At 56.8% G+C, this 24,582-nt stretch carries 20 protein-coding genes and 2 tRNA genes; 11 read left to right on the top strand and 11 right to left on the bottom strand.

The annotated features are described in order from the left end of the window. Positions 1–495: 495 nt before the first annotated feature. Positions 496–1,086, top strand: coding sequence for a hypothetical protein (locus Q8L89_03755; GenBank protein MDP1708162.1), 591 nt, complete (start codon positions 496–498; stop codon positions 1,084–1,086). A 27-nt stretch (positions 1,087–1,113) separates the two neighbouring features. On the opposite strand, the gene Q8L89_03750 is transcribed toward Q8L89_03755, so the two are convergent. Both Q8L89_03750 and Q8L89_03745 read right to left on the bottom strand, forming a co-directional pair. Continuing rightward, the gene (locus Q8L89_03750; GenBank protein MDP1708161.1) at positions 1,114–1,587 is read right to left on the bottom strand and encodes a DoxX family protein; all 474 of its coding nucleotides are present in this window, start codon (positions 1,585–1,587) and stop codon (positions 1,114–1,116) included. A 71-nt stretch (positions 1,588–1,658) separates the two neighbouring features. After that, a complete protein-coding gene (locus Q8L89_03745) occupies positions 1,659–1,880 on the bottom strand; it encodes a hypothetical protein (protein ID MDP1708160.1) in 222 nt (73 codons plus the stop codon). A 464-nt stretch (positions 1,881–2,344) separates the two neighbouring features. Between Q8L89_03745 and Q8L89_03740 the strand changes: the two genes are divergently transcribed. Together Q8L89_03740 and Q8L89_03735 are read left to right on the top strand one after the other, a co-directional pair. Beyond that, positions 2,345–4,048: an autotransporter assembly complex family protein gene (locus Q8L89_03740; GenBank protein ID MDP1708159.1), complete on the top strand. Its 1,704-nt coding sequence runs from the start codon at positions 2,345–2,347 to the stop codon at positions 4,046–4,048. After that, on the top strand, positions 4,048–7,788 hold the full coding sequence (locus Q8L89_03735) for a translocation/assembly module TamB domain-containing protein (protein MDP1708158.1): 3,741 nt from the start codon (positions 4,048–4,050) through the stop codon (positions 7,786–7,788). Before Q8L89_03740 ends, Q8L89_03735 begins: the two co-directional genes overlap by 1 nt. A gap of 33 nt (positions 7,789–7,821) precedes the next feature. On the opposite strand, the gene Q8L89_03730 is transcribed toward Q8L89_03735, so the two are convergent. From Q8L89_03730 to orn, 3 genes are read right to left on the bottom strand one after another with little or no spacing between them, the layout of a single operon-like run. Further along, positions 7,822–9,324, bottom strand: coding sequence for a trehalose-6-phosphate synthase (locus Q8L89_03730; GenBank protein MDP1708157.1), 1,503 nt, complete (start codon positions 9,322–9,324; stop codon positions 7,822–7,824). A gap of 1 nt (position 9,325) precedes the next feature. Beyond that, on the bottom strand, positions 9,326–10,393 hold the full coding sequence (locus tag Q8L89_03725; GenBank protein ID MDP1708156.1) for a mechanosensitive ion channel family protein: 1,068 nt from the start codon (positions 10,391–10,393) through the stop codon (positions 9,326–9,328). A 53-nt stretch (positions 10,394–10,446) separates the two neighbouring features. Further along, entirely contained in the window at positions 10,447–10,992 is a 546-nt protein-coding gene (orn, locus tag Q8L89_03720) for an oligoribonuclease (protein ID MDP1708155.1), read from the bottom strand. Positions 10,993–11,076: 84 nt separating this feature from the next. On the opposite strand from orn, the gene Q8L89_03715 reads away from it, so the two are divergent. Genes Q8L89_03715 through Q8L89_03705 form a run of 3 tightly spaced genes read left to right on the top strand, consistent with a single transcriptional unit; the run spans position 11,077 to position 12,955 of the window. Then, positions 11,077–12,321 (top strand): M48 family metallopeptidase, encoded by a 1,245-nt coding sequence (locus Q8L89_03715; GenBank protein MDP1708154.1) that lies wholly within the window; start codon positions 11,077–11,079, stop codon positions 12,319–12,321. A 20-nt stretch (positions 12,322–12,341) separates the two neighbouring features. Beyond that, the gene (locus Q8L89_03710; GenBank protein ID MDP1708153.1) at positions 12,342–12,623 is read left to right on the top strand and encodes a cytochrome c; all 282 of its coding nucleotides are present in this window, start codon (positions 12,342–12,344) and stop codon (positions 12,621–12,623) included. Further along, the gene (locus Q8L89_03705; protein ID MDP1708152.1) at positions 12,620–12,955 is read left to right on the top strand and encodes a 4a-hydroxytetrahydrobiopterin dehydratase; all 336 of its coding nucleotides are present in this window, start codon (positions 12,620–12,622) and stop codon (positions 12,953–12,955) included. The genes Q8L89_03710 and Q8L89_03705 overlap by 4 nt, the downstream gene beginning before the upstream one ends. 14 nt (positions 12,956–12,969) lie before the next feature. Here Q8L89_03705 and gltX read toward each other — a convergent pair whose 3' ends face one another. Continuing rightward, the gene (gltX, locus tag Q8L89_03700) at positions 12,970–14,376 is read right to left on the bottom strand and encodes a glutamate--tRNA ligase (GenBank protein MDP1708151.1); all 1,407 of its coding nucleotides are present in this window, start codon (positions 14,374–14,376) and stop codon (positions 12,970–12,972) included. Positions 14,377–14,472: 96 nt separating this feature from the next. On the opposite strand from gltX, the gene Q8L89_03695 reads away from it, so the two are divergent. Then, a tRNA-Val gene (locus Q8L89_03695) sits at positions 14,473–14,547 on the top strand. An 81-nt stretch (positions 14,548–14,628) separates the two neighbouring features. Here Q8L89_03695 and Q8L89_03690 read toward each other — a convergent pair. From Q8L89_03690 to Q8L89_03680, 3 genes are all read right to left on the bottom strand, one after another. Continuing rightward, positions 14,629–17,601 carry a valine--tRNA ligase gene (locus tag Q8L89_03690; protein MDP1708150.1) on the bottom strand — a complete coding sequence of 991 codons (2,973 nt, stop codon included), beginning with the start codon at positions 17,599–17,601 and terminating at the stop codon, positions 14,629–14,631. 64 nt (positions 17,602–17,665) lie between these two features. Further along, on the bottom strand, positions 17,666–18,085 hold the full coding sequence (locus tag Q8L89_03685) for a DNA polymerase III subunit chi (protein MDP1708149.1): 420 nt from the start codon (positions 18,083–18,085) through the stop codon (positions 17,666–17,668). Positions 18,086–18,102: 17 nt separating this feature from the next. Next, the gene (locus Q8L89_03680) at positions 18,103–19,587 is read right to left on the bottom strand and encodes a leucyl aminopeptidase (protein MDP1708148.1); all 1,485 of its coding nucleotides are present in this window, start codon (positions 19,585–19,587) and stop codon (positions 18,103–18,105) included. A gap of 91 nt (positions 19,588–19,678) precedes the next feature. Between Q8L89_03680 and lptF the strand changes: the two genes are divergently transcribed. Further along, the gene (gene lptF, locus Q8L89_03675) at positions 19,679–20,806 is read left to right on the top strand and encodes an LPS export ABC transporter permease LptF (protein ID MDP1708147.1); all 1,128 of its coding nucleotides are present in this window, start codon (positions 19,679–19,681) and stop codon (positions 20,804–20,806) included. A gap of 178 nt (positions 20,807–20,984) precedes the next feature. Here the strand turns inward: lptF and Q8L89_03670 are convergent, their stop codons facing one another. Continuing rightward, positions 20,985–21,131 (bottom strand): hypothetical protein, encoded by a 147-nt coding sequence (locus Q8L89_03670; GenBank protein ID MDP1708146.1) that lies wholly within the window; start codon positions 21,129–21,131, stop codon positions 20,985–20,987. Positions 21,132–21,901: 770 nt separating this feature from the next. After that, positions 21,902–21,977 (bottom strand) — tRNA-Glu (locus tag Q8L89_03665). Positions 21,978–22,007: 30 nt separating this feature from the next. Here Q8L89_03665 and pcnB point away from each other — a divergent pair. Genes pcnB through Q8L89_03650 form a run of 3 tightly spaced genes read left to right on the top strand, consistent with a single transcriptional unit; the run spans position 22,008 to position 24,579 of the window. Next, entirely contained in the window at positions 22,008–23,387 is a 1,380-nt protein-coding gene (gene pcnB, locus Q8L89_03660) for a polynucleotide adenylyltransferase PcnB (GenBank protein ID MDP1708145.1), read from the top strand. A gap of 36 nt (positions 23,388–23,423) precedes the next feature. Next, entirely contained in the window at positions 23,424–23,918 is a 495-nt protein-coding gene (folK, locus tag Q8L89_03655; protein ID MDP1708144.1) for a 2-amino-4-hydroxy-6-hydroxymethyldihydropteridine diphosphokinase, read from the top strand. Then, positions 23,905–24,579 (top strand): deoxynucleoside kinase, encoded by a 675-nt coding sequence (locus tag Q8L89_03650; GenBank protein ID MDP1708143.1) that lies wholly within the window; start codon positions 23,905–23,907, stop codon positions 24,577–24,579. The genes folK and Q8L89_03650 overlap by 14 nt, the downstream gene beginning before the upstream one ends. Positions 24,580–24,582: the final 3 nt, after the last annotated feature.

Here is a 24,582-nt window from a genome sequence, read left to right as displayed (position 1 = left end):
AATGGCGCGACCCTTGCAAGGCTGCATCAGCGCATATTATCCAGGACAGGTTTGAGCGTAGCGGTCACAAGATCGTTGGAAAGTATGGGGAACGCTGCCAATCATGAATTTATCCAGAACTTTGAACGCATTCACCGGCACCTTGATATGTTCCGGGTCGAGCAGTTTCTGCAGGCGGAATTGTTACACCAGTGGCGACCACCGCCAGCGTACGTTGCACTGTCCGGCATGGTTCGCGAGGACGTTGATGGCCGATGATCCAGACCGACATTTTAATATTCAGGCCTGACTTTAGCTGGAAGCAGCATTCCTGTAGTCCCGCTACGACAATGTAAACATACGTCAACCGCATGGGAATCAATAACCTATGGCGTCCAGGCTGTTGGTTTTGTGACTTATTATTCTTATTGTTGTTTGTCAGCATCATGACGCCACCGTTACGGGGCTGCTACAATGTCCATATGCTGAAGCAGTACCTGTACTTGGCGTTTATTATTGACAGAAAATGTAATTGCAAATGGCAAGGGGTTAATCATGACTGAGGAAATAAAGAAGGACGATACAGCAGGGCAAAAGGTGGAAGACAGCGCGCAACAAAAGCAGGATGAGGTGGCGGCCTATGAAAGACTGCGGCAGGAAGCAAAGCGGGTGTTTTCAGAGATGCGTGAGAATGTGAATGCCGAGACTATCCGCGAGGCGGTTGACAAGGCAGGTAGCCGGCTAAAGGAGGCTGGAGGTTATACGGCAGAGATGTTGAACAAGGCATCTGAGGCGTTGAAGAAGGACGCCGCTTATGCCATGGAGAAGCTGGGGCCAAAGTGGGACGCCTTTTCCGATAAAAGCGCCGATCTTTTCAGCGTGTGGTGTGATCGCAGTGCGCTTTTTCTGTCGCAGGCTTCGGTCGCTGTCGGAGAGTGGCTGCAAAAGGCCGGCACCAAACTGGGCCACCTCACGTATCGTACCGGTGAAATGGCCAGTGGTGGTACATTCTCCTGTACTGCTTGTGGAGAACTTATAGTCCGGTCTGAATCCGGACATTTGGCTGAGTGCCCAAAGTGCAAAGGTACCGAGTTTCGGCGTCTTTGACAGAGTCTTTGTGCTTGTCTCGTCAGGTTAGTTGCCATGTGTCGAATAGCGGCGCCAGAGGTAGTGATCAAGCGACAGCTTGCCGGGGCCATGCAGCATCAGTACCGTGAGTAATATACCGAAGTAGATATGGGACAGATAGCCTTCGCCCCAGGTGCTGGCAGCATCGGGCACGTCCAGATGGTATGAGATGGCGGCCATGAACGTCAGAAAGATTAGCGAGGCACTGGCGAATCTGGTTGCCAGGCCCAGCACCAGCAACACAGCGCCGATCAGTTCCGTGCCAGTGGCCAATACCGCAGCCAGTGTGGGGTTGAACAGCGGCACTTTGAAAACAGTGGTGAATATATCCAGTGTCTTGTCAAAATTACCGATTTTGACAAGACCGGACGACCAGAAGATGTTGGCCATCCACAATCGTATAAAGAGATCAAGCAGTGAACTCAGTGCATTTGCCCCGTTGACGATTGCATTTATTCCTGAGGAAAATCTGCTGTACATGAGGCTCTCCCGTTGATGCGCGCGTGACCGGCCGGGAATAGTTCCCGGCCGGTTGTTCGTGACCGCTATGACTACTTGTGCATCTCCATTTCCATTTTTGCCTGTGCAGCCTTGCAGTCCTCAGGTGTCATGAACAGAAAGCCCTTGCCTTTGCAGCTGTTTTGGCCTTGGCAGGCATTCACGCCTTTGCAGTCACCTGTTCCTTTGCAGGAGTTCACGCCGTTACAGTGGATTTTCCCTTCCTTGCTGTCCATTTTGTCAGCGGCAGAGGCGAGACCCGCGGTAGCGAACATGCCGGCTGCAGCGGTTGCGAGGAGTAAGCCCTTGAATGCATTTGCAGTGTTCATATATGTGCTCCAGTTCAAGTGATGGATAGTTAGAGTGATCGTAGGCGTCTGGCCTACGGTGTACAGATTAGACGGCATATCTTGCCTCTGTCTCACAAGAAAATCACAATTCGGTCACATCGTGGCCGGGCTTGTGGACAGTGCAGATGCAGTCTATGTGGCATGCGGGCCAGCGGGTGCTTATGCACGCGTACCACCTCGATGGTGACTCGATGCCATTGATTGAACAGAGTATAATTAGCACAGATTTACAGCCTGCCACAGTGTGTTTTGTGCAACCCCCAGCGGCTCTATCTGAAAACATGCGCCCGAGGTTCCCTATGCAGTCGGTGCCTATTTTGCGAGCTTTGCTGTGTGCGCGGCATACCCTCACACGGTATGCCAGCATCGGAGCACTTTGTCTGTTTTTTGTGCCAGTCCTGGCGTCCGCACAGGACTTTCGTTACTCGATTGAGCTGGATATCCCGGAGTCCTACCGTGCCTTGCTGGAGCAGTACCTGGATATCTATAAGTGGCGTGATAATCCACGCATGAATGAGGATCAGTTGCGCCTGTTGTTGCGCAAGGCGCCGGATAATACCCGCGAGCTGTTGTCGACCGAGGGATTCTACTCACCCACAATCGACTCATCGCTTGAGGGAAAGGATGGTGCATGGGTGGTGAGCTTCACGGTAGAACCAGGTGAGCCGGTGCGGGTGGTTCGATTCGATCTGGAGGTGCGCGGTGATTTTGAGGATGGCCCAGAAGAAAATGCCCTGCGCCTGCAGAAGCTGCACGAGGTATGGCCGTTGCAGCCGGGCAGTGTATTCAGGCAGGCAGAATGGGAGGCGGCCAAGCGCTCTGCATTAAAGGAGTTACTGATTGAGCAGTATCCTGCGGCCACGATAAGCGCAAGTCAGGCGACGGTGAATCCCGACACACGGGAGGTGGTGTTGTATCTTGCGCTTGATAGCGGGCCTGCATTTACTTTCGGAGCGCTGGAGGTGGCAGGGCTTTCACGTTATCCGCGCTCGATCATTGATCGCCTCAGCCCGATTGGGGAGGGTGCTCCATACTCGCAAACCCGCCTGCTCGATTTTCAGTCACGACTGCAGGATAGCCCCTATTTTTCCAGTGCACTGGTGAGTATGGAGACCGATCCGCTCAGGCCAGAGCATGTGCCGGTACGGGTGGAGATTACGGAGCGACCTGCCAGAAGGATCGGTTTTGGTATCGGGGCCAGCACCAACACCGGCGGACGTGGACAGGTGGAGTACGAGAATCTCGATTTTCTGGGCCAGGCCTGGCGCCTGACCAGTCTGCTTAAACTTGAAACCAATCGACAGTTTCTGAAAGGTGAAATACTGGTGCCGCGCACGGCGGGGGGTTATCTGGATAGCTTGGATGTCTTCACCGAGAGTAGCGACATAGAGGGTGAGGATATAACCAAGTATGGACTGGGTACAAAACGAACGCGCGTGGTTGGCAAGATCGAGACGACGCTTGCCATCCAGTATCAGACAGAACAACAGAAGGTACTGGGTGCAGAGGAAAACCAGCGTCAGGCGTTGAGCTTGAATTACGCCTGGGCGCGACGTGATCTGGATAATCTGTTGTACCCGACCAGAGGTTATTTACTGAGTACACAGGTGGGCGGTGCTGGCAAGGCGCTGCTCTCTGACCAAAGCTTTGCGCGCAGCTACTTGAAAGCAGCCTATTATTATCCTCTGGGTGAACAGGACAGCCTGCTCGTGCGAGGTGAGTTGGGCATGGTCGCGGCCAGTAGTCGTCAGGGGATTCCCTCGGATTTTCTGTTTCGCACCGGAGGTGACCAGTCTGTGCGTGGTTACGACTATCTGAGTCTGGGGGTGAAGCAGGGCAACGCTGTTGTCGGTGGCCGCTATCTTGGTGTGGCGAGTGTGGAGTATGTCCACTGGCTGCGCCCGAAATGGGGCGCCGCAGTATTTTATGATGTCGGCAATGCTGCAGACGACCTGGCGTCGTTCCGGCTGGCGCACGGTTATGGCCTCGGCGCACGCTGGAAAAGCCCGGTCGGCCCGTTGAATGTTGATGTTGCCTATGGGCGTGACCAGGCAAGCCTGCAGCTGCATTTCTCCGTTGGAGTGGCATTCTGATGGCGTTTCGAAAATCCCGACGGGCGTGGTTGATAGCCATTCTGCTGCTGGCCAGCACAGCAGGCACCCTCTGGTTCGTGGGCCGCACACCGGTGTTGCTGTGGCTGGCAGAGTATACCGTTGCGAATAGCGATGGCAGGCTGGAACTGCAGGGGGTTGAGGGTTCGCTGTATGGTCCGATACGGATCGCAACGCTGGTGTTTGAGACAGCAGAACGTCGTATAGAGTTGAGCGGGTTTGAGTTTGACTGGTCCCCCCGTGACATCGTGCTCGACAAGAAAATACATGTGCAGACACTACGGATACAAAAACTCAGGTTGACCATAAAGCAGCCAGGTACTGAACCGCTACAGCTCCCGAATACACTACAGTTTCCGCTGGGATTGGAGATACCTGCCGCGATGGCGGAGCATATAGTGATTGAGACAGCCGACCAGCGCCACGAGTTTTCACGCTTGAAACTTTCACTGAATAACCCGGAGGGCGAGTATCAGGTGAGGGTTACACTCGATACTCCCTGGGGAAGGGGAGATGCGATCATCGGTATGGGGGCTGTCTTACCCTATCGGTTGGGTGGGCGAGTGCAACTTGATCACGCAGGGCAACCACACCCCTACAAGGTAGATGTAACCCTCGCAGGTAGTCTGGGCGCTATCAAACTGGCAGGCACGGGAAGTGTGGGTGCGGCACAAGCCACAGTGAGCGCAACCCTCGCACCGTTTGATGCGGTACCACTGAAACAGGCTGCGCTAAACGCACAGCACATAAATCCGCAGCAGTTCGGGGCAGACTTGCCTCAAGCCGACGTCGCTGTTGATGTTACGCTGCAAGCAAAATCTCCAGATATTTTTCAGGGTGTAGTAGGCGTGGTGAATGCGACACACGGCACGCTGGATGGTGCGCGAATACCATTTAAGCAATTACAGGCAGTATTTGAGGGTACGTTCGACAAGCTTGCCTTCGGCGAACTTCAGCTGGATTTGGCGGAGGCGGGCCGGTTTTCAGGCGCAGGTGGTTTGCAGCAAGGGAAATTGAGTTTCGACCTGACCACTACAGGGCTCAATCTGCGCGGCATACACAGCACACTCAAACCCACCCAGCTGGCGGGCAAGGTACAGGTGGCTGTTGAAGGGACAACACATATTGTGCGGGCTGACCTTGGACAGGAGCAGTATCGCATCCAGCTTGATGCTCTGCATCGTGACGCTGTAGTGGAAATCAAGTCGGCACGCATTTCGTCTGCAGACAGTGAGCTGGCGCTTCAGGGGGCACTGAAGCTTGCACAGGCACGCGAGTTCCAGGCTGAAGGCACGCTAATAAAATTTGACCCCGCAAGATTCGGGGATTACCCGGCAGCGTCAATCAATGCACGCTTTACTGCAACGGGTCAATTACAGCCTGTGCTGCAATCGACATTGCAGGTTACCATCGCGGACAGTCAGTACCGGAACAGACCACTGAGCGGAAAGGGCGGCGCGACTGTTGCCATGCAGCGTCTTTGGGATGCCGATGTGGCTCTGCAGTTGGGTGCTGACAGGTTCGCTGTCAATGGTGCCTTCGGTGAGCCCGGCGACGTGTTGAACTGGCGTCTGAATGCGGCAGATGTGGGTGCCTGGGTCGGGCCGCGTTTTGGCGGGCGAATTGCGGCCACAGGCACGCTGGCAGGAACCCTGCAACAAACAGCCGGTACATTTGATATCAACGCAGGCAATCTTGACTGGGATGGAGCGCACCACGTCGCGCAGTTCGCGGCCAGTGGGCAGCTCGAACAGGGCTTGGACGGGCCGCTGGCGCTGAAGGCAGAGCTACACGGTTATCGCAGTGCAGGTTTGGAGATTGAGCAGGTGCTGATAAATGCCACGGGGCGGCGTACTGCCCACGAGATCGGGTTTTCAGCGCGCAATAAAATCATGGACATGCGCGCCACATTCAACGGTGCCTGGGGAGAGGGCAGTGCTTGGACAGGTACAGTGGCGAGCCTTGAGAACCACGGACGCTACCCTGCGATGCTCAAGGCCCCGGCGACACTGACGCTGGAGCGGCGAAAGTTTACTCTTACAGGAGCATCCGTTACTTTTGCGGGCGGTGAAATACGTATCGGAGAATTGATGCACAGTGACGGACGGATGAGTAGTCATGGGGTGCTGGCGGGGTTGCGCGGTGCCGAGTTTCTGAGGATGACGCAGCAGCCGTTACATGCGCAGACTACGCTGATATTTGGAGGGAAGTGGGCGCTGTCGGCAAGCGACAAGTTAAATGGTGAGATTGTGCTGTGGCGTGACCAGGGCGACGTGACGATGTTGACGGAGCCACATACAGCCCTGGGACTGACACGCCTTGCGCTGCAAACTGCAGTGGTAGATAACCAACTGACAACTGAACTGGATCTGGCAGGTACCACCCTCGGCTCCATAACGGCCCGCATACAAAGCAGTCTGGCACAGAAAGACGGTGTGTGGGGAATTGTCGGCGATGCCGCGCTAATACTGGATGCGGATGCCAATATGCCGTCCATCGCCTGGATCACGCCACTGCTGGGAAAGCAGATGGGGATAGACGGCGCAGTGAAAGTACGCATGAGTGCGCAAGGAACCGTGAGCAGGCCCAATCTTTCCGGAGAGCTTAAAATAGATGGCCTCAAGTTCGACTACCCTGAGTATGGCATCAGTTTCAGGCAAGGTAATTTACAGGCCAGCATGGATAGCAGCAACCAGTTGGCAGGACACTTTGATGTGCAGGGTGGCGCAGGGAGTGTGAGCGGCAAGGGCGGCGTCAGCTGGGAGTCTGGCGAGCCTGAGGTCGAGGTCGCGCTTGTGGCCAAGCAACTTGAGCTGCTGAGCCGACCTGACCGGCTGTTGATAGTGAGTGGGAATGGCGATGCAAGATTGCATGCCGGGAAGTTGGGCCTGTCCGCCAAGCTCAGGATTGACCGCGGCCTGATCGATCTTCCGGAGGAAGATGCACCAAGCTTGAGCGAGGATGTCGTGGTGCTCGGACAGCCTGACGCAGTGGAGAACAGAAAAGCACCTTATGCCATTATAGCGGATATAGACCTCGATCTTGGTGACCGGTTTTACCTGAAGGGAAAGGGTGTGGATGCGCAGCTTGTCGGTGCCGTGAAGGTGCACGCCAGCGGAAAAACCGCGCCCACCGCTTCCGGCAAGATACAGGTGGCCAAGGGCAGGTACTCGGCGTATGGCCAGAGTCTCTCGATTGAGCGTGGCATTCTGAATTTTATTGGGCCGATTGATAATCCCGGCCTCAACATCGTAGCCCTGCGCAAAAACCTGCCGGTGGAGGCAGGCGTTGCCATTAGTGGTACGGCGCAGGTACCGCAGGTGAGGCTGACATCCATACCATCTGTACCCGACAGCGAAAAATTGTCATGGCTGGTACTCGGGCACGGGCTGGAAAAAACCAGCGGCGGAGAGTTTGGTGCGTTGCAAGCAGCGGCGGGTGCATTACTTGCGCAGGGTGAATCGGTTTCGCTGGAGGCAAAAATAGCTCACGCCGCCGGGCTGGATGAGTTTTCCCTGTCAGGCGCGGGCGGTGTCGAGAACGCCGTGCTGACAATGGGGAAACGCCTTTCATCGCGGGCCTACCTGACGTTCGAGCAGGGGTTGGCAGGCGCATCCAATCTGGCGAAGATTAACTACACGTTGACCGAGCGTCTGTCAGTGCGCACGCAGACGGGAGAGGAGAGTGCTGTAGATCTTTTTTACAGCTTCAGCTTTGACTAGGCGGCTGCATGCCTGTCCAACGATTCGTCCTGCTCAGAGAGGGGTGTCGCCAATATCGTCCCGGGGCACATAGTCCGCCAATACCGGGAAGGCAGCCATGTCCTGCGCGATCGCTGCACGCAAAAATGAGTCCACCCACCAAAAAATATCCTGGTTCCTGATGGAGCGTCGCAACCGGCGCATGCGGGTTCGGCGTTCATCAAGATCCATGATAAAGGCTTGGTGGATGGCATCGGCGACGCCCTCAATATCATAGGGATTTACCAGCAGCGCGCCTTTCTGCATCTGGGCAGCGGCACCAGCAAACTCACTGAGAATCAAAACGCTGTCCTCGTCGTTAGAGCATGCACAGTATTCCTTGGCGACCAGATTCATGCCATCCTTGAGAGGTGTGACCAGTGCCATTTGCGCGGCACGGTAATATGCGAGCAGTTCGGTGCGTGTAAGGCTGCGGAAGATGTAGTGTATCGGCACCCAGCTGCCGGGCTGGGTGAACTGGCCGTTGATTTCACCTATCAGCTGTTCGATATTCATTTTCAGGTCGTGATACTGGGGGATATCTTCCCGGCTGGGTACGACTACCTGGATCAGCGTCAGGCGCTCACGCATGTCAGGATAACGCAGCAATGCGTTGCGAAAGGCCTCAAGTCGATGCGGGATGCCTTTGGTGTAATCCAGTCTGTCTATACCCAGGATAAGTTGGCGCCCTGGCTGTATGCGGCCTAGCTCCGACACCTTGTCGGCTATCTCCCTGTCAGCAGTGCGTTTGACGAAGCTGTTGAAGTCAATGCTGATGGGGAAGTGTCCGATGCGCACACTGTGCTCGTCCACAGTGGCGGTCAGCACCTGCCCCTTGCCTTGAATGTCGATCTTCTTGATCAGGGTTCGCGCGCACAGTGTGAAATTATGCCTGTCGCGCAGGGTCTGAAACCCTATCAGGTCATATTCAAGTAGTGCGTGCAGAAGCTGGAATCGCCAAGGGAGTTTTACAAAGATATCGAGAGGTGGGAAGGGCGTGTGCAGGAAGAATGCTGTTTTCGCCGTGACACCCAGGCGACGAAGTTCCTGGCCGGTGTTCATGAGATGGTAGTCGTGAATCCAGATGAAATCATTATCTCGGCTGCAGCCGGCAATCACTTCGGCAAATTTTCGATTTACCGCTTGGTAGGCATCCCAATATGACGGGTTAAAATTGCACAAGGACTGGAGATCATGAAACAGTGGCCAGATAATTTCGTTGGAGAATCCGTGATAGAACCTGTGATGCTCATCCTCGGTCAAGGCTACCGGCTCCAGCCGATAGCCTGCTTGATGCATTGTCTGCTCTAAAAGCGTGTTGATATTGTCCGGAAGTGCGGGCAGGCCTGGCCAGCCCACCCAGATCCCGCCGCGATTACGCAACACAGGCAGTAGTGCGGAAACCAGTCCGCCGCTGCCAGTGGTGGCATTTATAGTGCCTTTGCTATCGCGGGTCAGAACCACCGGCAGGCGGTTGGAGGCCACGATGAGTCGTGAGCGGTGCGCCCGGTCTGGCATGTCAGCTATGTTCTGGCTCGGCAGGAGGGGCCTGATTAATGAAGAGTGTTTGGGTTGGATAGGCAAATTCGATGCCTTCCTGCTGGAAGCGCTTGAACAGCTCCAGATTAATGGTCTGCTGAATGTTCATGTACTGCGTGTAGTCCGGGTCCAGTACGTAATACACAGCTTCAAAGTTCAGCGAAGAGTCACCGTACTCCTTGAAATGTGCACGATCAAAGCGGATCTTGTCCTGTGATTCAATGATATTGCGTACCATCGCAGGTATATGCGTGATTTTATTAAGTGGTGTCTGGTAGATAATGCCAAACTTGAACAGAACACGTCTTTCCTGCATGCGCTTGTAGTTGCGTATGCGGCTGCCAAGCAAATCCGCATTGGAGATGATGATCTGCTCGCCTGACAGACTGCGTATGCGGGTGGTCTTGATGCCGATGTATTCGACGCTGCCCATGTGCTCGTTCACGATAATGAAGTCGCCCACAATAAAAGGCTTATCCATGGCTATCGAAAGTGAGGCAAAGATATCGCTGAGAATATTCTGCACTGCAAGTGCTACTGCGAGACCGCCGATGCCTAAGCCTGCGACAAGTGCCGTGATGTTGAATCCCAGGTTGTCCAGGATCATCAGGAGGATCACCGCCCACAGTATTGGACGTGCGATGAATCCGAGCAGGGTGGTGACGCCGGTCGATTGCGCGTCCTGATGCCGAGCCGTATAACGTGACAGCCACAGGGCGATGGCACGGTTACCCCAGACTGCTACTTGCAGCAGCAGGGCAATGATGGCTGCGCTGGTGATGAGGCGCGCAGGCTTGGGCTCTAAATCAAGATATTGCAGGCCGAAATAGGCTGCCAGAATCAGTACGAAGATAAACTTGGTGTGGGCCAGGACATCAGCGATGAAATCATCAAGATGGGCCGAAGTTTTGGTGGCTAGTTGGGTGAGATGCCTCACCATCATCCGTTGTATGGTGTACAGCACTATGGACAAGCCTGCTGTTATTGCCAGCGCAATACCCCAGTCAAATACGCTGTGCCCGTAAAACACCTGATCCAGCAGCTCCATCACTTGCCCTCCACAGGCCGCAGGTGGCGGATTCAGTCCATCACATTCAGCCTTTATATCTTTAAAAAATGTTCGCGATAATATTTCATCTCCCGAACAGAATCACGTATATCTTCCAGCGCAAGATGTGCGGGATTTTTGCTAAATCCATCCGACAGTGTCGGTGCCCAGCGGCGTGCCAGCTCTTTGACTGTGCTGACATCAAGATTACGGTAATGAAAATATTTCTCCAGATCCGGCATCGAGCGATGCAGGAAACGGCGATCCTGGCAGATGCTGTTGCCGCACATGGGTGATTTATTGCGTGGCACATATTTCTGCAGGAATTCCAGTGTGCGCTGTTCAGCCTCTATTTCGTTGACCATGCTGGCACGCACGCGCTCAATCAGGCCTGAGCCGCCGTGCTGGCGTGTGTTCCAGTCATCCATACCATTCAGCATCTCATTGTTTTGATGGATGGCGAGTACCGGCCCCTCCTCCAGGATATTGAGATTGCTGTCGGTAATGAGGGTGGCAATTTCGATAATGCGGTCAGTGTCGGTATTCAGCCCGGTCATTTCGAGGTCGATCCAGATCAAATTATTGGGGTCTTGAGCCACGGGCGTCCTTTGTTTGTGTACTTGCTCCCTATTGTACCAAAGGCTATGCTGGGTTACCTGAAATAGTGCCAAAGACCGAGAGATATGAATACATTTGCCATGTTGTTTATTGTTGCGCTGATATTGGGTCTGGGTATTGATATGTGGTTGATGCGGCGGCAGGCCGCCGCTGTATTGGCGCATCGTTCATGGGTGCCTGAGGCCTTTAGGGACCATATTTCCTTGCCGGAACACCAGAAGGCGGCAGACTACACAGTCGCCAAACTTGGTCTGGGTGCCGTTGAGTTGTTCATGGGTGCACTATGGCTGTTGCTGTGGACGCTGGGTGGGGGGCTGAGTTTGCTCGACCAGGTATGGCGTGGCATGGAGCTGCCCATGTTGTGGACGGGGGTAGGCTTCACCATGAGTGTGGTATTGCTGATGACGTTGCTTGATCTGCCGTTTGCGGCTTACCGCACCTTCGTCGTTGAGCAGCGCTTTGGTTTTAATCGCACCACACTGAAGACGTTTGCCACAGACCTGCTCAAGCATACGGCATTGGCACTGGCACTGGGTGTGCCACTTGCCGCCATGGTGTTGTGGCTGATGGGGCAGGCTGGCTGGTGGTGGTGGCTGTATGCGTGGCTGGTGTGGACCGGCTTTGGCTTGCTGATGATGTGGGCCTATCCGGCATTTATCGCGCCCTTATTCAATAAATTCAGTCCGCTGGAGGATGAGGAACTTCGGGTACGGATTCAGAGTCTGTTGCAACGTAGCGGGTTTACCAGCAAGGGTATCTTTGTGATGGATGGTTCCAGCCGCTCGGCGCACGGTAATGCCTACTTTACGGGTCTGGGTGCGAATAAGCGCATCGTATTTTTTGACACACTGGTCAAAACGCTGGCAGCGGATGAGATCGAAGCGGTGCTGGCGCATGAGCTTGGGCACTTCAAGCGCAGGCATGTGCAAAAGCGCATGATAGTCATGGCCATATTCAGTCTGGCAGGGCTGGCGTTGCTGGGTTGGTTGATGCAGCAGCTGTGGTTTTACCAGGGCCTTGGCGTCAATCAGCCTTCGGTACATGCCGCGCTTATGCTGTTTCTGATCGTCGTGCCGGTGTTCGGATTCTTTATGCAGCCTGTCGCAGCATGGTTTTCGCGTAAGGATGAATTCGAGGCCGACGATTATGCCGCGCAGCAGGCGGATGCGAGCGCGATGATTCGGGCGCTGGTGAAGCTGTATCAGGAGAATGCAAGTACGCTGACACCCGATGCGTTGTATTCGGCATTTCACGATTCACACCCGCCCGCCCCGCTGCGTGTGGCGCATCTTTCAGCCAAGTTGGCGTAATATATTTCTGGAGGTGTAGCATGAAACCATGGACAGTATTCCCCGCGCTGCTGCTGGCTGCCTCATTGGCGCAGGCAGGCGATGCCAAGCTGGGCCAGGCGCTGTATCAGGCCAATTGCGGTGGCTGCCACGACACATCGATACACACACGTCCGAACAGCATTATTCACTCGCTGGACAGCCTGAAGAAGCGGGTACAGTTTTGCGAGGCAGGCAACCGTTTGCACTGGTCAGCGACTCAGGTCGAGGACGTGGCCACGTATCTGAATGAGTCATTTTACAAGTTCGGGAAAGCGCCATGAGCGAACTGGCCACAAAACACTGTAAGCCGTGCGAAGGGGGCGCCATACCCTTGTCTCTAGGTGCTGCGCGCGAGCTGCTGAAACAGGCCCCTGAGTGGGTGCTGAGTGACAAGGGCGATGAAATCAGCCGCACGTTCCAGTTCAAGAACTACTACCAGACGCTGGCGTTCGTCAATGCGCTGGGCTGGGTCGCGCACCAGGAAGATCATCATCCCGATCTGGAGGTGAGTTACAACAAATGCCGCGTGCGCTTCAGTACACACGCGATCAAGGGCCTGTCGGAGAACGATTTTATCTGCGCGGCGAAGATTGATGCCCTGACGCCGGGCTGAGCGGCAGCGCTCCGTCAGCCGGGCTGCTGGCGGATATAGTCCAGTGCGCGGCCGATGCGCTGCAAACTGCGCTTGCGGCCGAGCAGTTGCAGGGTAACGTCGATGGGTGGTGAGGCGGTCTTCCCCGTGACAGCGGCGCGCAGCGGCTGGGCCAGTTTGCCGAGTGCCAGCTGATGCGTGTCGGCAACCTCGCTGACGAGTGTGTGCAATGCCTCCGTAGTCCACGCCGCTTGTGTCTCCAATCGTGCGTGCAGGTTCGTGAGGGCTGCGAGTATGCCGGGCGTAAGCTGGCTTGCCGCCTTGGCGTCGTAGCCGGTGATATCCTGATAGAAAATCGTACTGGCCTCTGCCATCTCTACCAACGTCTTGGCGCGCTCGCGCAGCGCAATCACGACCTCACTTAATTCCGGGCCCTGCGTCGGGTCAAGGCCAAGTCTGCCCATGTGCCAGCTCAGCTGATGTGCGACGTGGGCAGGATCGGAGTGCTTGAGGTAATGCTGGTTGAGCCACAGCAATTTCTGCGGATCAAAGGCGCTGGCGGCACGGTTTACATTGCTGATATCGAACAGTGCAATCAGATCATCGAGCGAAAAGACTTCCTGGTCGCCATGCGACCAGCCGAGCCGTACCAGATAGTTGAGCAAGGCCTCGGGCAGGTAGCCGTCCTCCCGGTATTGCATCACGCTTACAGCGCCATGGCGTTTGGACAGGCGTTGACCATCCGGCCCCAGAATCATGGGGACGTGGGCATAGACGGGCAGAGGCGCCCCGAGCGCGTGCAGAATGTTGATCTGACGTGGTGTATTGTTAAGGTGGTCGTCACCGCGGATAACGTGCGTAACATGCATGTCCCAGTCGTCCACTGCGACTGTGAAGTTGTAGGTGGGCGTGCCATCTGAGCGCGCAATGATGAGGTCGTCCAACTCACTGTTGTTGAAGATCACGGCCCCCTTGATCTGGTCGTGCACAACAACATCGCCATCCAGCGGGGTCTTGAAGCGTACTACCGGTGCAATGTCCGAGGGCGGCGGGGTGTGAAGGCTGCGGCAGTGGTGGTCGTAGCGCGGTTTCTCCTTGCGCGCCATTTGACCCGCCCGCAATTCCTCAAGGCGCTCCCTGGAGCAATAACAGTGATAGGCATGGCCCGTTTCCAGTAACTGCTGGATTACTGCACGGTAGCGGTCGAAGTGCTGGGTCTGGTAGAACGGGCCTTCATCATATTCGAGGCCGAGCCAGGTCATGCCTTCCAGAATCGCATTTACCGATTCGGCTGTGGAGCGCTCAAGGTCGGTATCCTCAATACGCAGAATGAAGACGCCGCCATGCTTGCGGGCATGCAGCCAGGAATACAGCGCGGTGCGGGCGCCACCGACGTGCAGATAACCGGTGGGGCTGGGTGCAAAACGGGTGCGGATGCTCATGGGCAGGGGGGTCTGATAGTGGAGTGTTATTCTAGCAAAAAAGCAGGCTTAATTTGACCCGCATCGCCCTTCCCCGTAAAATCGCCTGCTCGGTCAGGGCGATTAGCTCAGCGGTAGAGCACTGCCTTCACACGGCAGGGGTCGCAAGTTCGAACCTTGCATCGCCCACCATCAAGAGTTTTCTCCAGTGCCTAGCCCACAAGCGAGTGGTTACGGTGTGTGCCTTTTGGCATGAGTTGAGTTTTGGGTACGCTATAGATTGCCTACGCGCGCCAGTTGCTCTCCCAGTGTGACCAGTGATGAACGTATTTCTTCCGCACGCTGCTGCCCCGCGCTGACAACAGGCTCGGGTGCGCGTTGCAGATAATCCGGATTGGCTAGCCTTCCTTCCAGTTGGGCCAGTTCCTTGTTCAGTTTTCCAATTTCCTTTTCCAGCCGTGCCAACTCAGTTTGCTTGTCGATCAGGCCAGCCATCGGAATAAGCAGCTTCATGTCACCCAGCAGTGCAGTTGCAGACTCCGGGGCTACGGCAGCGTCTTCCAGCCATTCGATGGAGGCGAGGCGCGCCAGTGTGGTGAGATAGGCATGATTGCGTGTCATATAGTCGTGGTCAGTGTTGCTGCCACCCTGTAACAGCAGGGGCAGCGGTTTGCCGGGTGAGATATTCATACCGCTGCGGATGGAGCGTACGCCGAGAATGAATGCCTGCAGCCACTGCATCTCGCTCAGGGCCGCTGGGTCCACCTTGTCGGGTTGAGGTTGCGGGTAGGGTTGCTGCATGATTGTGTCGCCCTGTTTCCCTGCCAGCAAGGCGACGCGCTGCCATATTTCTTCGGTGATGAATGGCATGATCGGGTGGGCAAGCCGCAGCAGCGTTTCCAGTACACGCACCAGTGTGCGGCGCGTGCCGCGCAAGGTAGGTTCATCGCTTTCTGCCGACAGCAGTACCGGCTTCGACAGTTCCAGATACCAGTCGCAATAGTCATTCCATGCAAACTCATACAACGCCTGTGCAGCGAGATCAAAGCGGTAGGCTGCGAATGATTCGATGATGGTCTGCTCTGTGGCCTGCAAGCGTGAGATGATCCAGCGATCCGCCAGCGTCAGCTCCACTACGCCACCGGTCTGGCCGCAGTCCTTGTCTTCGGTGTTCATCAGCACGTAGCGTGCGGCATTCCAGAGCTTGGTGCAGAAGTTGCGGTAACCCTCAATGCGACCCGTGTCGAAGCGGATATCGCGCCCCTGGGTGGCCAGTGAGGCGAAGGTGAAGCGCAGCGCGTCAGTGCCGTAGGGAGGGATGCCGGCGGGGAACTGCTTGCGGGTGGCGCGTTCAATCTTCTGCGCCATCTCCGGCTGCATCAGGCCGCTGGTACGTTTGGTAACCAGCGCTTCCAGTTCGATACCATCGATGAGATCAATCGGGTCAAGCACGTTGCCCTTGGATTTCGACATCTTCTGACCTTCGGCATCACGTACCAGGCCGTGGATGTACACCTCGCGGAACGGCACCTCACCGGTGAATTTGAGCCCCATCATTACCATGCGCGCCACCCAGAAGAAAATGATGTCGAAGCCGGTGACCAGTACACTGGTGGGGTAAAAGGTTTTTTTCAGCTCGGATGTTTCATCCGGCCAGCCGAGGGTGGAGAAGGGCCACAGCGCGGAAGAGAACCAGGTGTCGAGCACATCTTCATCCTGTTTCAGGATCGGCGTGCCCTTAGCTGCAGAAACTTGCTCAGATTCTGCCACCTTCTTCTCATCAGTGCTTAGCATTTTGAAGGCTATCATCAACCCCCTGACGCTGTCGGCGTGTACCGATTGAGTTTCCTCTAAATGCTTCAAGTATTTCTCGTAAGCGTCAAATTTATTGCGGGCAACGTATATCTTTCCATCATGGTCATACCACGCTGGAATACGATGGCCCCACCAGATCTGGCGCGAGATACACCAGTCCTGGATGTTGCGCATCCATTCGAAGTAGGTCTTGCTCCAGTTTTCCGGCACGAACTTGATACGCCCGTCTTCGACTACCTTGATGGCCTCGGCAGCGAGTGGCGCGACCTTCACATACCACTGGTCGGTGAGGTAGGGCTCGATCACGGCATGGCTGCGGTCACCGCGCGGTACCATGAGTTTATGCGGCTTTATTTCGGCGATGAGGCCCAAGCCCTCTAAATCCGCAACCATTTGTTTGCGTGCCGCGTAACGGTCGAGGCCCCAGTAGCCATGGGGTATTCCGATATCAGATGCTACATCGATAATATTGTCTCGAGCTGAGATGCGCGCGTGCCTAAGACCTTCCTTAACCATTGGCCAGTCTGTATCACTTACGATCTTTGCGTCTTTTGTAAAGATACAGATGAGAGGTAATTTATGACGCTTACCGACCTCGTAGTCATTGAAATCATGCGCGGGCGTGATTTTTACGCAACCAGAGCCGAAGGCAGGATCGACGTAGTCATCGGCGATGATGGGTATGTTGCGCTCCGTGAGCGGCAATCGGAGGGTTTTGCCGATGAGTGCTTTGTAACGCTCGTCGTCGGGGTGTACGGCAACAGCGGCATCGCCCAGCATTGTCTCCGGGCGCGTGGTGGCGACGGTTAAAAATCCACTGCCATCTGTGAGCGGGTAGCGAATGTGCCAGAGAAAGCCGTCTTCTTCCTGGGCGACGACTTCCAGGTCGGATACCGCCGTGTGTAATACCGGGTCCCAGTTCACCAGACGCTTGCCACGGTAGATCAGGCCTTCGTCATGCAGCCGTACAAAGACCTCGGTCACCGCTGTGGAGAGGCCCTCATCCAGGGTGAAGCGCTCGTGCGACCAGTCCACCGAGGCACCCATGCGTCGCAACTGGCGGGTGATGTGGCCACCTGATTCGGCCTTCCACTTCCACACCTCATCAATAAATTTGTCGCGCCCCAGATCGTGGCGGGTCTTGCCCTGTGCCGCGAGTTGGCGTTCGACCACCATCTGGGTTGCGATGCCGGCGTGATCGGTGCCCATCTGCCACAGCGTGTTGTCACCCCGCATGCGGTGGTAGCGTGTGAGGGCATCCATGAGTGTGTCCTGGAAGGCATGACCCATGTGCAGTGTGCCGGTGACATTGGGCGGCGGAATCATGATGCAGTACGCTGTATCCGCCCCGGACGGCGCAAAATAATTATTGCTCTCCCAGTACTGGTACCAGCGCTGTTCAATGCCGTGGGGGTTATAGGTTTTGTCCATCGTGTATGTGAGCTGCCGGGTCTGATTGTTCGGGGTGGAAAAGAGGGTAGGGGGCCTGTTGGCGTCAGTTTTCAATAGTGTGTGATTCAGGGGTGATGCCACGCTCGCGATAAAATTTGAAGCGTTCGCGCGCCGCCTGTTTGGCGGCCTCATCATGGTTCACGATTTCGGCAATACGCTCGAAGCGATCATGAAACACGGGTACGGTGGGTGCGAGGTTGATCAGCAGGTCTCGGGCAGGGGGTTCACCCCGCCAGCCGATGTGTGCAGGCAGCTCGCTGTCATTGTCGGTTTCATACAGTGCGTGCGGAATAAAACTGCCCTGTCTGAAGGTCCACAGCAGATTATCGAGCTGTATGGCCTGTGCCTCTGACTCCGTGTGAATATAAATGCGCTGGCCAAGGTCATAGGCCTTCTCGGTCAGGCGGCAGGCAAAGGGCAGCTGATCGTTTTTGTCGCCCGGAGGCAGCACATAGAAATCCACGCGCACGGCATTGCCCGCTATTGTTTGCTGCGCTGCAGCAGATAGTGCATGAGCAAGGGCACGGGCCGGCCGGTGGAGCCTTTCTTGTCACCTGAAAGCCAGGCCGTGCCGGCGATATCAAGGTGCGCCCAGTGAAATTTTTTGGTAAAGCGGGCGAGAAAGCAGGCGGCCGTGATGGTGCCTGCTTCGCGCCCGCCGACATTGGCCATGTCGGCAAAATTGGTTTTCAGTTGATCCTGATACTCGTCCCACAGCGGCAGCTCCCAGGCCCGGTCGCCACTGGTCTCGCCAGCCTGTATCAGGTCGCGTACCAGCGGTGCATGGTTGCCCAGCAGGCCGCTGGGGTGCTTGCCGAGCGCGATCACGCAGGCGCCAGTGAGTGTGGCGATGTCGATCACCACAGCAGGTTTGAAGCGTTCGCTATAGGTGAGGGCATCACACAGAATCAGGCGCCCCTCAGCGTCGGTGTTGAGGATTTCGATGGTCTGGCCGGAGAGGCTTTCGACCACGTCACCGGGCTTGATCGCATCGCCCCCCGGCATGTTCTCGGTGGCCGGGATCACGCCGACCACGTTGATCGGGAGGGCAAGTTCGGCGCAGGCGGCAAGGGTGCCGAGCACACTGCCCGCACCGCTCATGTCATATTTCATCTCGTCCATGTTGGCCGAGGGTTTGATGGAAATGCCGCCACTGTCGAAGGTAACGCCCTTGCCGACCAACACGACTGGCTTGTCGGTTTTTTTCGCACCCTGATATTCCAGTGTGATGAGCTTGGCAGGCTCAGTTGCGCCACGCGCAACTGCAAGCAGTGCGCCCATGCCCAGGCGCTCCATATCCTTGACCTCAAGCACGCTGACCTTGAGATTTTTGTAGGCCTTTTGCAGGGCCTTGGCCTGGCGTGCAAGGTGGGAGGGTGTGCAGACATTGCTGGGCTGGTTGCCGAGGTCACGTGCTAGCCGGACGCCTGCGGCGATGGCTTCGCCTTCGCGCAGCGCCTGTGCTGCCGATTTATGGCGTTCAATTGTCGCGAGCAGGATATGACGCAGCTTGGGCGTGGCTTCCTTCTTGCTCGTGTGCTGGGCAAAGCGGTAGAGCGTGCTGTGTGCGGTGAACACAGCCTGGCGCACCATCCAGTTGACATCGTGCTCCAGATCGCCGGGGTCTGGCAGATAAAACGCAGCTTCGCGCGCACCGGTGTCGCGCAGTGCGTTGACTGCCGCAGTGACCACCTTGCGGTACTTCATGTCGCTGAACTCGCTATGTTTGCCACAACCGACCAGCAGGATGCGCTCGCTCGCGATGTGAGGTACATTGTGCAGCAGGCGCGTCTCACCTATAGTGCCCTTGATATCGCCCTGCTCCAGCAGTCGAGACAGGAGCCCGCCGCTCTGCTTGTCCAGGCGAGCGGCGGCGGCGGAGAGGTGGCGCGACTCGAAGATGGCGGCCACAATGCAGCCGGTGCGCAGTTTTTCCGGCGCTGCGGTCTTGATGCTGAATTCCATGCGGGCTCCTGAAGGATCCGGGTTGATAGAGGCCACAAGTGTACTCGAAGCAGTGATTTTTTTCAGCCTGGGAGACCGGTAAAAGCAGGCCATGCGGATATTTAATCGCTACCTGATGCGGGAGGTGCTGGACAGCATGCTGGGCGTTACGCCCATATTGCTGCTCATTTTTCTGAGCGACCGTTTTGTGCGCTATCTGGCCGAGGCGGCGGCAGGCAATATGTCGGGCGCGGTCATACTCGACCTGTTGGCGCTCAAATCGCTGGTCGCCCTGGTGCTCATTTTGCCGCTGGCCTTTTTTATCGCCACCCTGCTGGCGCTTGGGCGCATGTACAAGGACAGCGAAATGATCGCCCTGATGGCATGTGGGGCTGGTACCGCCACGGTGTTGAAGATGCTGCTACGCTTCACCGTTGGGTTGGCGCTGGTGGTGGCCGTCCTGTCGCTGGTGATAGCGCCATGGGCCGCCGGGCGCAGCAACCAGATTGTCCATCAGGCCAGGGCGCTTTCTGAAATTACCAGTGTTATACCGGGCAGCTTCAAGGAATCACGCAAAGGTGAGCATGTCCTGTACGTGGAGTCTGTCTCTGCCGATCAGCGCGGACTGAAAAATGTGTTTATCCAGAGTCGTAGCGCAGAAACCCTTGACATCATGACCGCGAACAGCGGGACAAAGGTTACTGATGCCGCTACGGGTGACCAGTTTATTGTGCTTCAGGGCGGGAACCGCTACGAAGGCAGCCCCGGCAGCGGGAATTACAAGATAATCAGCTATGAAAAGTATTCGTTACGTATACGCGACGCAGATCCGGCGCCGGCGGATGATGATATGGATGCCAAGTCCACGCTGACGTTGTGGAGTGCAACGGATCCGGGTTCGAGCGCCGAATTGCAATGGCGCATTTCCATGCCACTGTCAGTGCTGGTCTTCGGCATGCTGGGCGCGCTGCTTGCGCGTACGTCACCCCGGGAGGGCAAGTACGCAAAATTGTTCGTGGCCGTTCTCATCTACCTCATCTACAACAACATGCTGGGTGTTGCGCGCGCCTGGCTGAATCGCGGCCTGTTGGATCCGGTAGTAGGAATGTGGTGGGTGCATGTTGCCGCCTTGTTGCTGGTCGCTGTGATCTTCATGCACCAGGCCGGATTCCGCTGGTCACTGTGGCAGCACTGGTCTGCGCATAAGGAAAGAATCAGTCCGGGACGGGCGACAGCATGAAAATACTGGATCGCTATATTGGTACTACTGTCGCCATGAGCTCGCTGCTCGTTATGCTGGTGTTGCTCGCGCTGTTTTTCTTTATTGATTTCGTCAACAACCTGCGCGATGTAGGCAAGGGTAACTACAATGCAGTAACAGCGGTGCAGTATGTACTGTTATCACAGCCACGTCGCATCTATGAGTTGTTTCCGCTGGCGGCCTTGCTGGGCACCATGCTGGGCTTGGGCACGCTGGCGGCAGGCAGCGAACTGACCGCGATACGTGCCGCAGGTGTTTCACTGGCGCGTATCGTGCTGTCGGTGATGAAAGTGGCTGCCATCATGATGCTGGGGGTAGTTCTGGTTGGCGAATTGGCCGCGCCGAAAAGCGAGCAGTATGCGCAAAGCCTGCGTTCGATGGCACTGTCCTCCCATATAGCGATAGGTACCCGTTACGGTTTCTGGTCGCGTGATGAACATAGCTTCATCAACATTCGCACGATACTGCCCGGAGGCAGATTCAACGATATCTACGTGTATGAATTTGACGACAAGCAAAATCTGCGTGTTGCCACGCACGCAGCCAAAGGGCAGCGTGAAGATGATGGCAAGTGGCTGCTGGAAGATATCGTGCAGAGCGAGATAACACCCTCTGGAGTAATGACGCGTCAAATTGCGCGTGCCCAGTGGAGTTCGTTGCTCAGCCCCGACGTGGTAGGCGTGGTTCTGGTCAAGCCGGAGAGACTGTCGCTCTGGAACCTATATCACTATATCGATTATCTGCGGGCCAACAGCCAGAATACGCAGCGCCATGAACTCGCGTTTTGGGGCAAGATTCTGGCGCCATTGACTACCGGAGTCATGGTGTTTCTGGCGATTCCGTTCGTGTTCGGTTCGCCGCGCTCTGTGGGCATGGGGCAGCGGGTGCTGGTGGGAAGCCTGCTCGGTGTCAGTTTTCATTTGCTCAACCAGATATCCATCCATATCGGGCTGGTGTATGAGTTGAGTCCGCTACTCAGCGTGTTGTTTCCGGCAACGCTGTTTTTGCTGATCGCGCTACTGCTGTTGAGCCGACCCTATTGGGGGCAGGGGCGCTTGGCACCACACTCGAAAGTGGCGCTCCCTAGGGGGTTCGAACCCCTGTTACCGCCGTGAGAGGGCAGTGTCCTGGACCACTAGACGAAGGGAGCGTGGATAGCCGGGTTGGCTGAGTGCAGAGCATGGTATTATACGCGAAGCCGCCGCCCACTCAAGCGGCTTCCGCGGAAAGCCGTATCGACAGGACAACCATTATTACGCCCCATATCATTCCCCGCGCTGAACATACCATTTCACGCGCCCAAGTCAGTGACTACGCCCTCAAGGTGCTTTATCGCCTGAAGGAGGCCGGATTTGAGGCCTACCTGGTGGGTGGCTGCGTGCGTGACCTGCTGCTGGGTCGCGAGCCCAAGGATTTCGATGTCACTACCAACGCGCTGCCTGACCAAGTGGCGCAGTTGTTCCGCAATTGCCGCCTGATCGGGCGGCGGTTCCGTCTCGCGCATGTGCACTTCGGGCGTGAAATTATCGAGGTCGCCACCTTCCGTGGTACGCAAGCCGGGGGCGAGGATGAGGTGCACGGCGAAAACGGCCGTATTCTGCGCGACAACGTGTACGGTGTGACGCTGGAAGAGGATGCCTACCGGCGTGATTTCACGGTCAATGCGCTGTACTACAACATCCGTGATTTCTCCGTGGTGGATTGCATGGGGGGCATGGACGACCTCCGGGCGGGATTATTGCGTCTGGCAGGCGACCCCGATCAACGCTACCGTGAAGACCCGGTGCGCATGCTGCGGGCAGTGCGTTTCGCGGCCAAGCTCGGTTTTCGCGTAGACCCGCAAAGCGAGGCGCCCATGGCCAGTCTGGGGCATTTGCTGCGCGAGATACCGTCGGCCCGCCTGTTTGAAGAGGTGCTCAAGCTGTTTATGGGCGGCGTGGGCGTGCAGACGTTTGAGTTGTTGCGGCATTACCGGTTGTTTGAGCATTTATTTCCGGATACCGAAGTGAGCCTTGCCCATGAGCAGGAGCATTTTCCGCTCACGCTGTTGACGCGGGCGCTGGCCAGCACGGATGAGCGCATCGCACAGGGTAAGCCGGTGACACCGGCATTCCTGTTTGCCGCACTGCTGTGGGAGCCCATGCGGCAACTGGCTGAAAAAAAGCAGGCCGAGGGCATGGGTGCGATTGAGGCCATGCAGATTGCCGCAGACATCATCGTGACGCGTCAGGTGGCGAGGATTGCCCTGCCGAAGCGCTTCAGTGTGCCGATGCGCGAAATCTGGGTCATGCAGCAGCGCTTGCCGCAGCGCGCGGGCAAGCGTGCCCTGCGGCTTGCCGCGCATCCGCGTTTCCGGGCGGCGTATGATTTTCTGCTGTTGCGCGCCGCAGCGGGCGAGGAGGTGCAGGAACTGGCGGACTGGTGGACCCATTTCCAGGAGACCGACGTCTCCGGCCAGCAGGCCCTGCTGTCCAAGGTTGTCTCCACCGGGCCGGCCAAGAAACGCCGACGCAAGCGCAGGCGACCGGGCGATGCGGCGCCCGCAGGCGAAGGCGCTTAACCCGTTTATCACCCCGCTGCGCGGCCGCACACTGTCATGACGCACCATGCCTATGTCGCCTTGGGCAGTAATCTGGCCGACCCATTGCGGCAGGTGCGTTCAGCACTGGCGGCGCTTGCCGCGCTGCCCGAGACCACACGCATTGCCCACTCCAGCCTGTACCTGAGCGCGCCTCTGGGGCCGCCGGGGCAGCCCGACTATGTCAACGCTGTCTGTGCGCTGGCTACGCGCCTGCCGCCTGAGCGCCTGCTGGATCGTCTGTTGGAGATTGAGAACCAGCATGGGAGAATACGGGGCGCAGAGCGTTGGGGGCCGCGCACACTGGACCTCGACCTGCTGCTCTACGGGGAAGTGGAAATGCAGACCGCACGTATCACGTTGCCTCACCCGCGCCTGCACGAGCGCAACTTTGTTCTGTATCCATTGTACGAGCTGGCGCCGGCGTTGAGCATCCCCGGGCACGGAACGCTGGCCGAACTGATAAAGCGCTGCCCGGCGCAGGGATTGAGGAAGCAAGATGAGCAGACCTGACGACACGTCATCGGGCGTTGTGCGGCGCAGTTACATCGCCGTCGAAGGCCCCATTGGGGTAGGCAAGACCAGCCTCGCCAAACGCCTTGCGCTCTCGCTCGCGGGCGATGCCTTGCTCGAACAGGCCTACGACAATCCTTTTCTCGAGCGTTTTTACCAGAACCCACGCCAGGGTGCTTTGCCTGCGCAGTTATATTTCCTGTTTCAGCGCACGCAGCAGATTAATGCGCTGCGCCAGAGTGATTTGTTCAGCCCCGTGCGCGTGTCCGATTTCATGATGGAGAAAGACCGTCTGTTTGCGCGCGCCACGCTGGACGACGACGAGTTGCGGTTGTACGAACAGGTGTACGCCCAGATGACCGTGCAGGCGCCGCAGCCGGATCTGGTCATTTACCTGCAAGCCCCGGTCGAGGTGCTGCTGGCACGCATTGCGCGCCGTGCCATACCATACGAGCGCCTGATCGAGTCGGCCTACCTGCATCGCTTGTCCAATGCCTATGCCGACTTTTTCCACCACTACGACGAGGCGCCGCTGCTGATTATCAACGCCGCCCAGATCGATCCGGTCAACAACGAGCAGGATTATGCGCTGCTGCTGGAGCAGATCGGCAGCGTGCGCAGCGGGCGGCACTACTTCAACCCGCTGTCCGTAGCCTTGTGATGG

The sequence above is a fragment of the Gammaproteobacteria bacterium genome (assembly GCA_030680605.1).
Lineage (GTDB): Bacteria > Pseudomonadota > Gammaproteobacteria > SURF-13 > SURF-13 > JAQBXX01.
The sequence above is the reverse complement of the archived record's forward strand: the minus strand, read 5'-3'. Positions and strand labels throughout refer to the sequence as shown.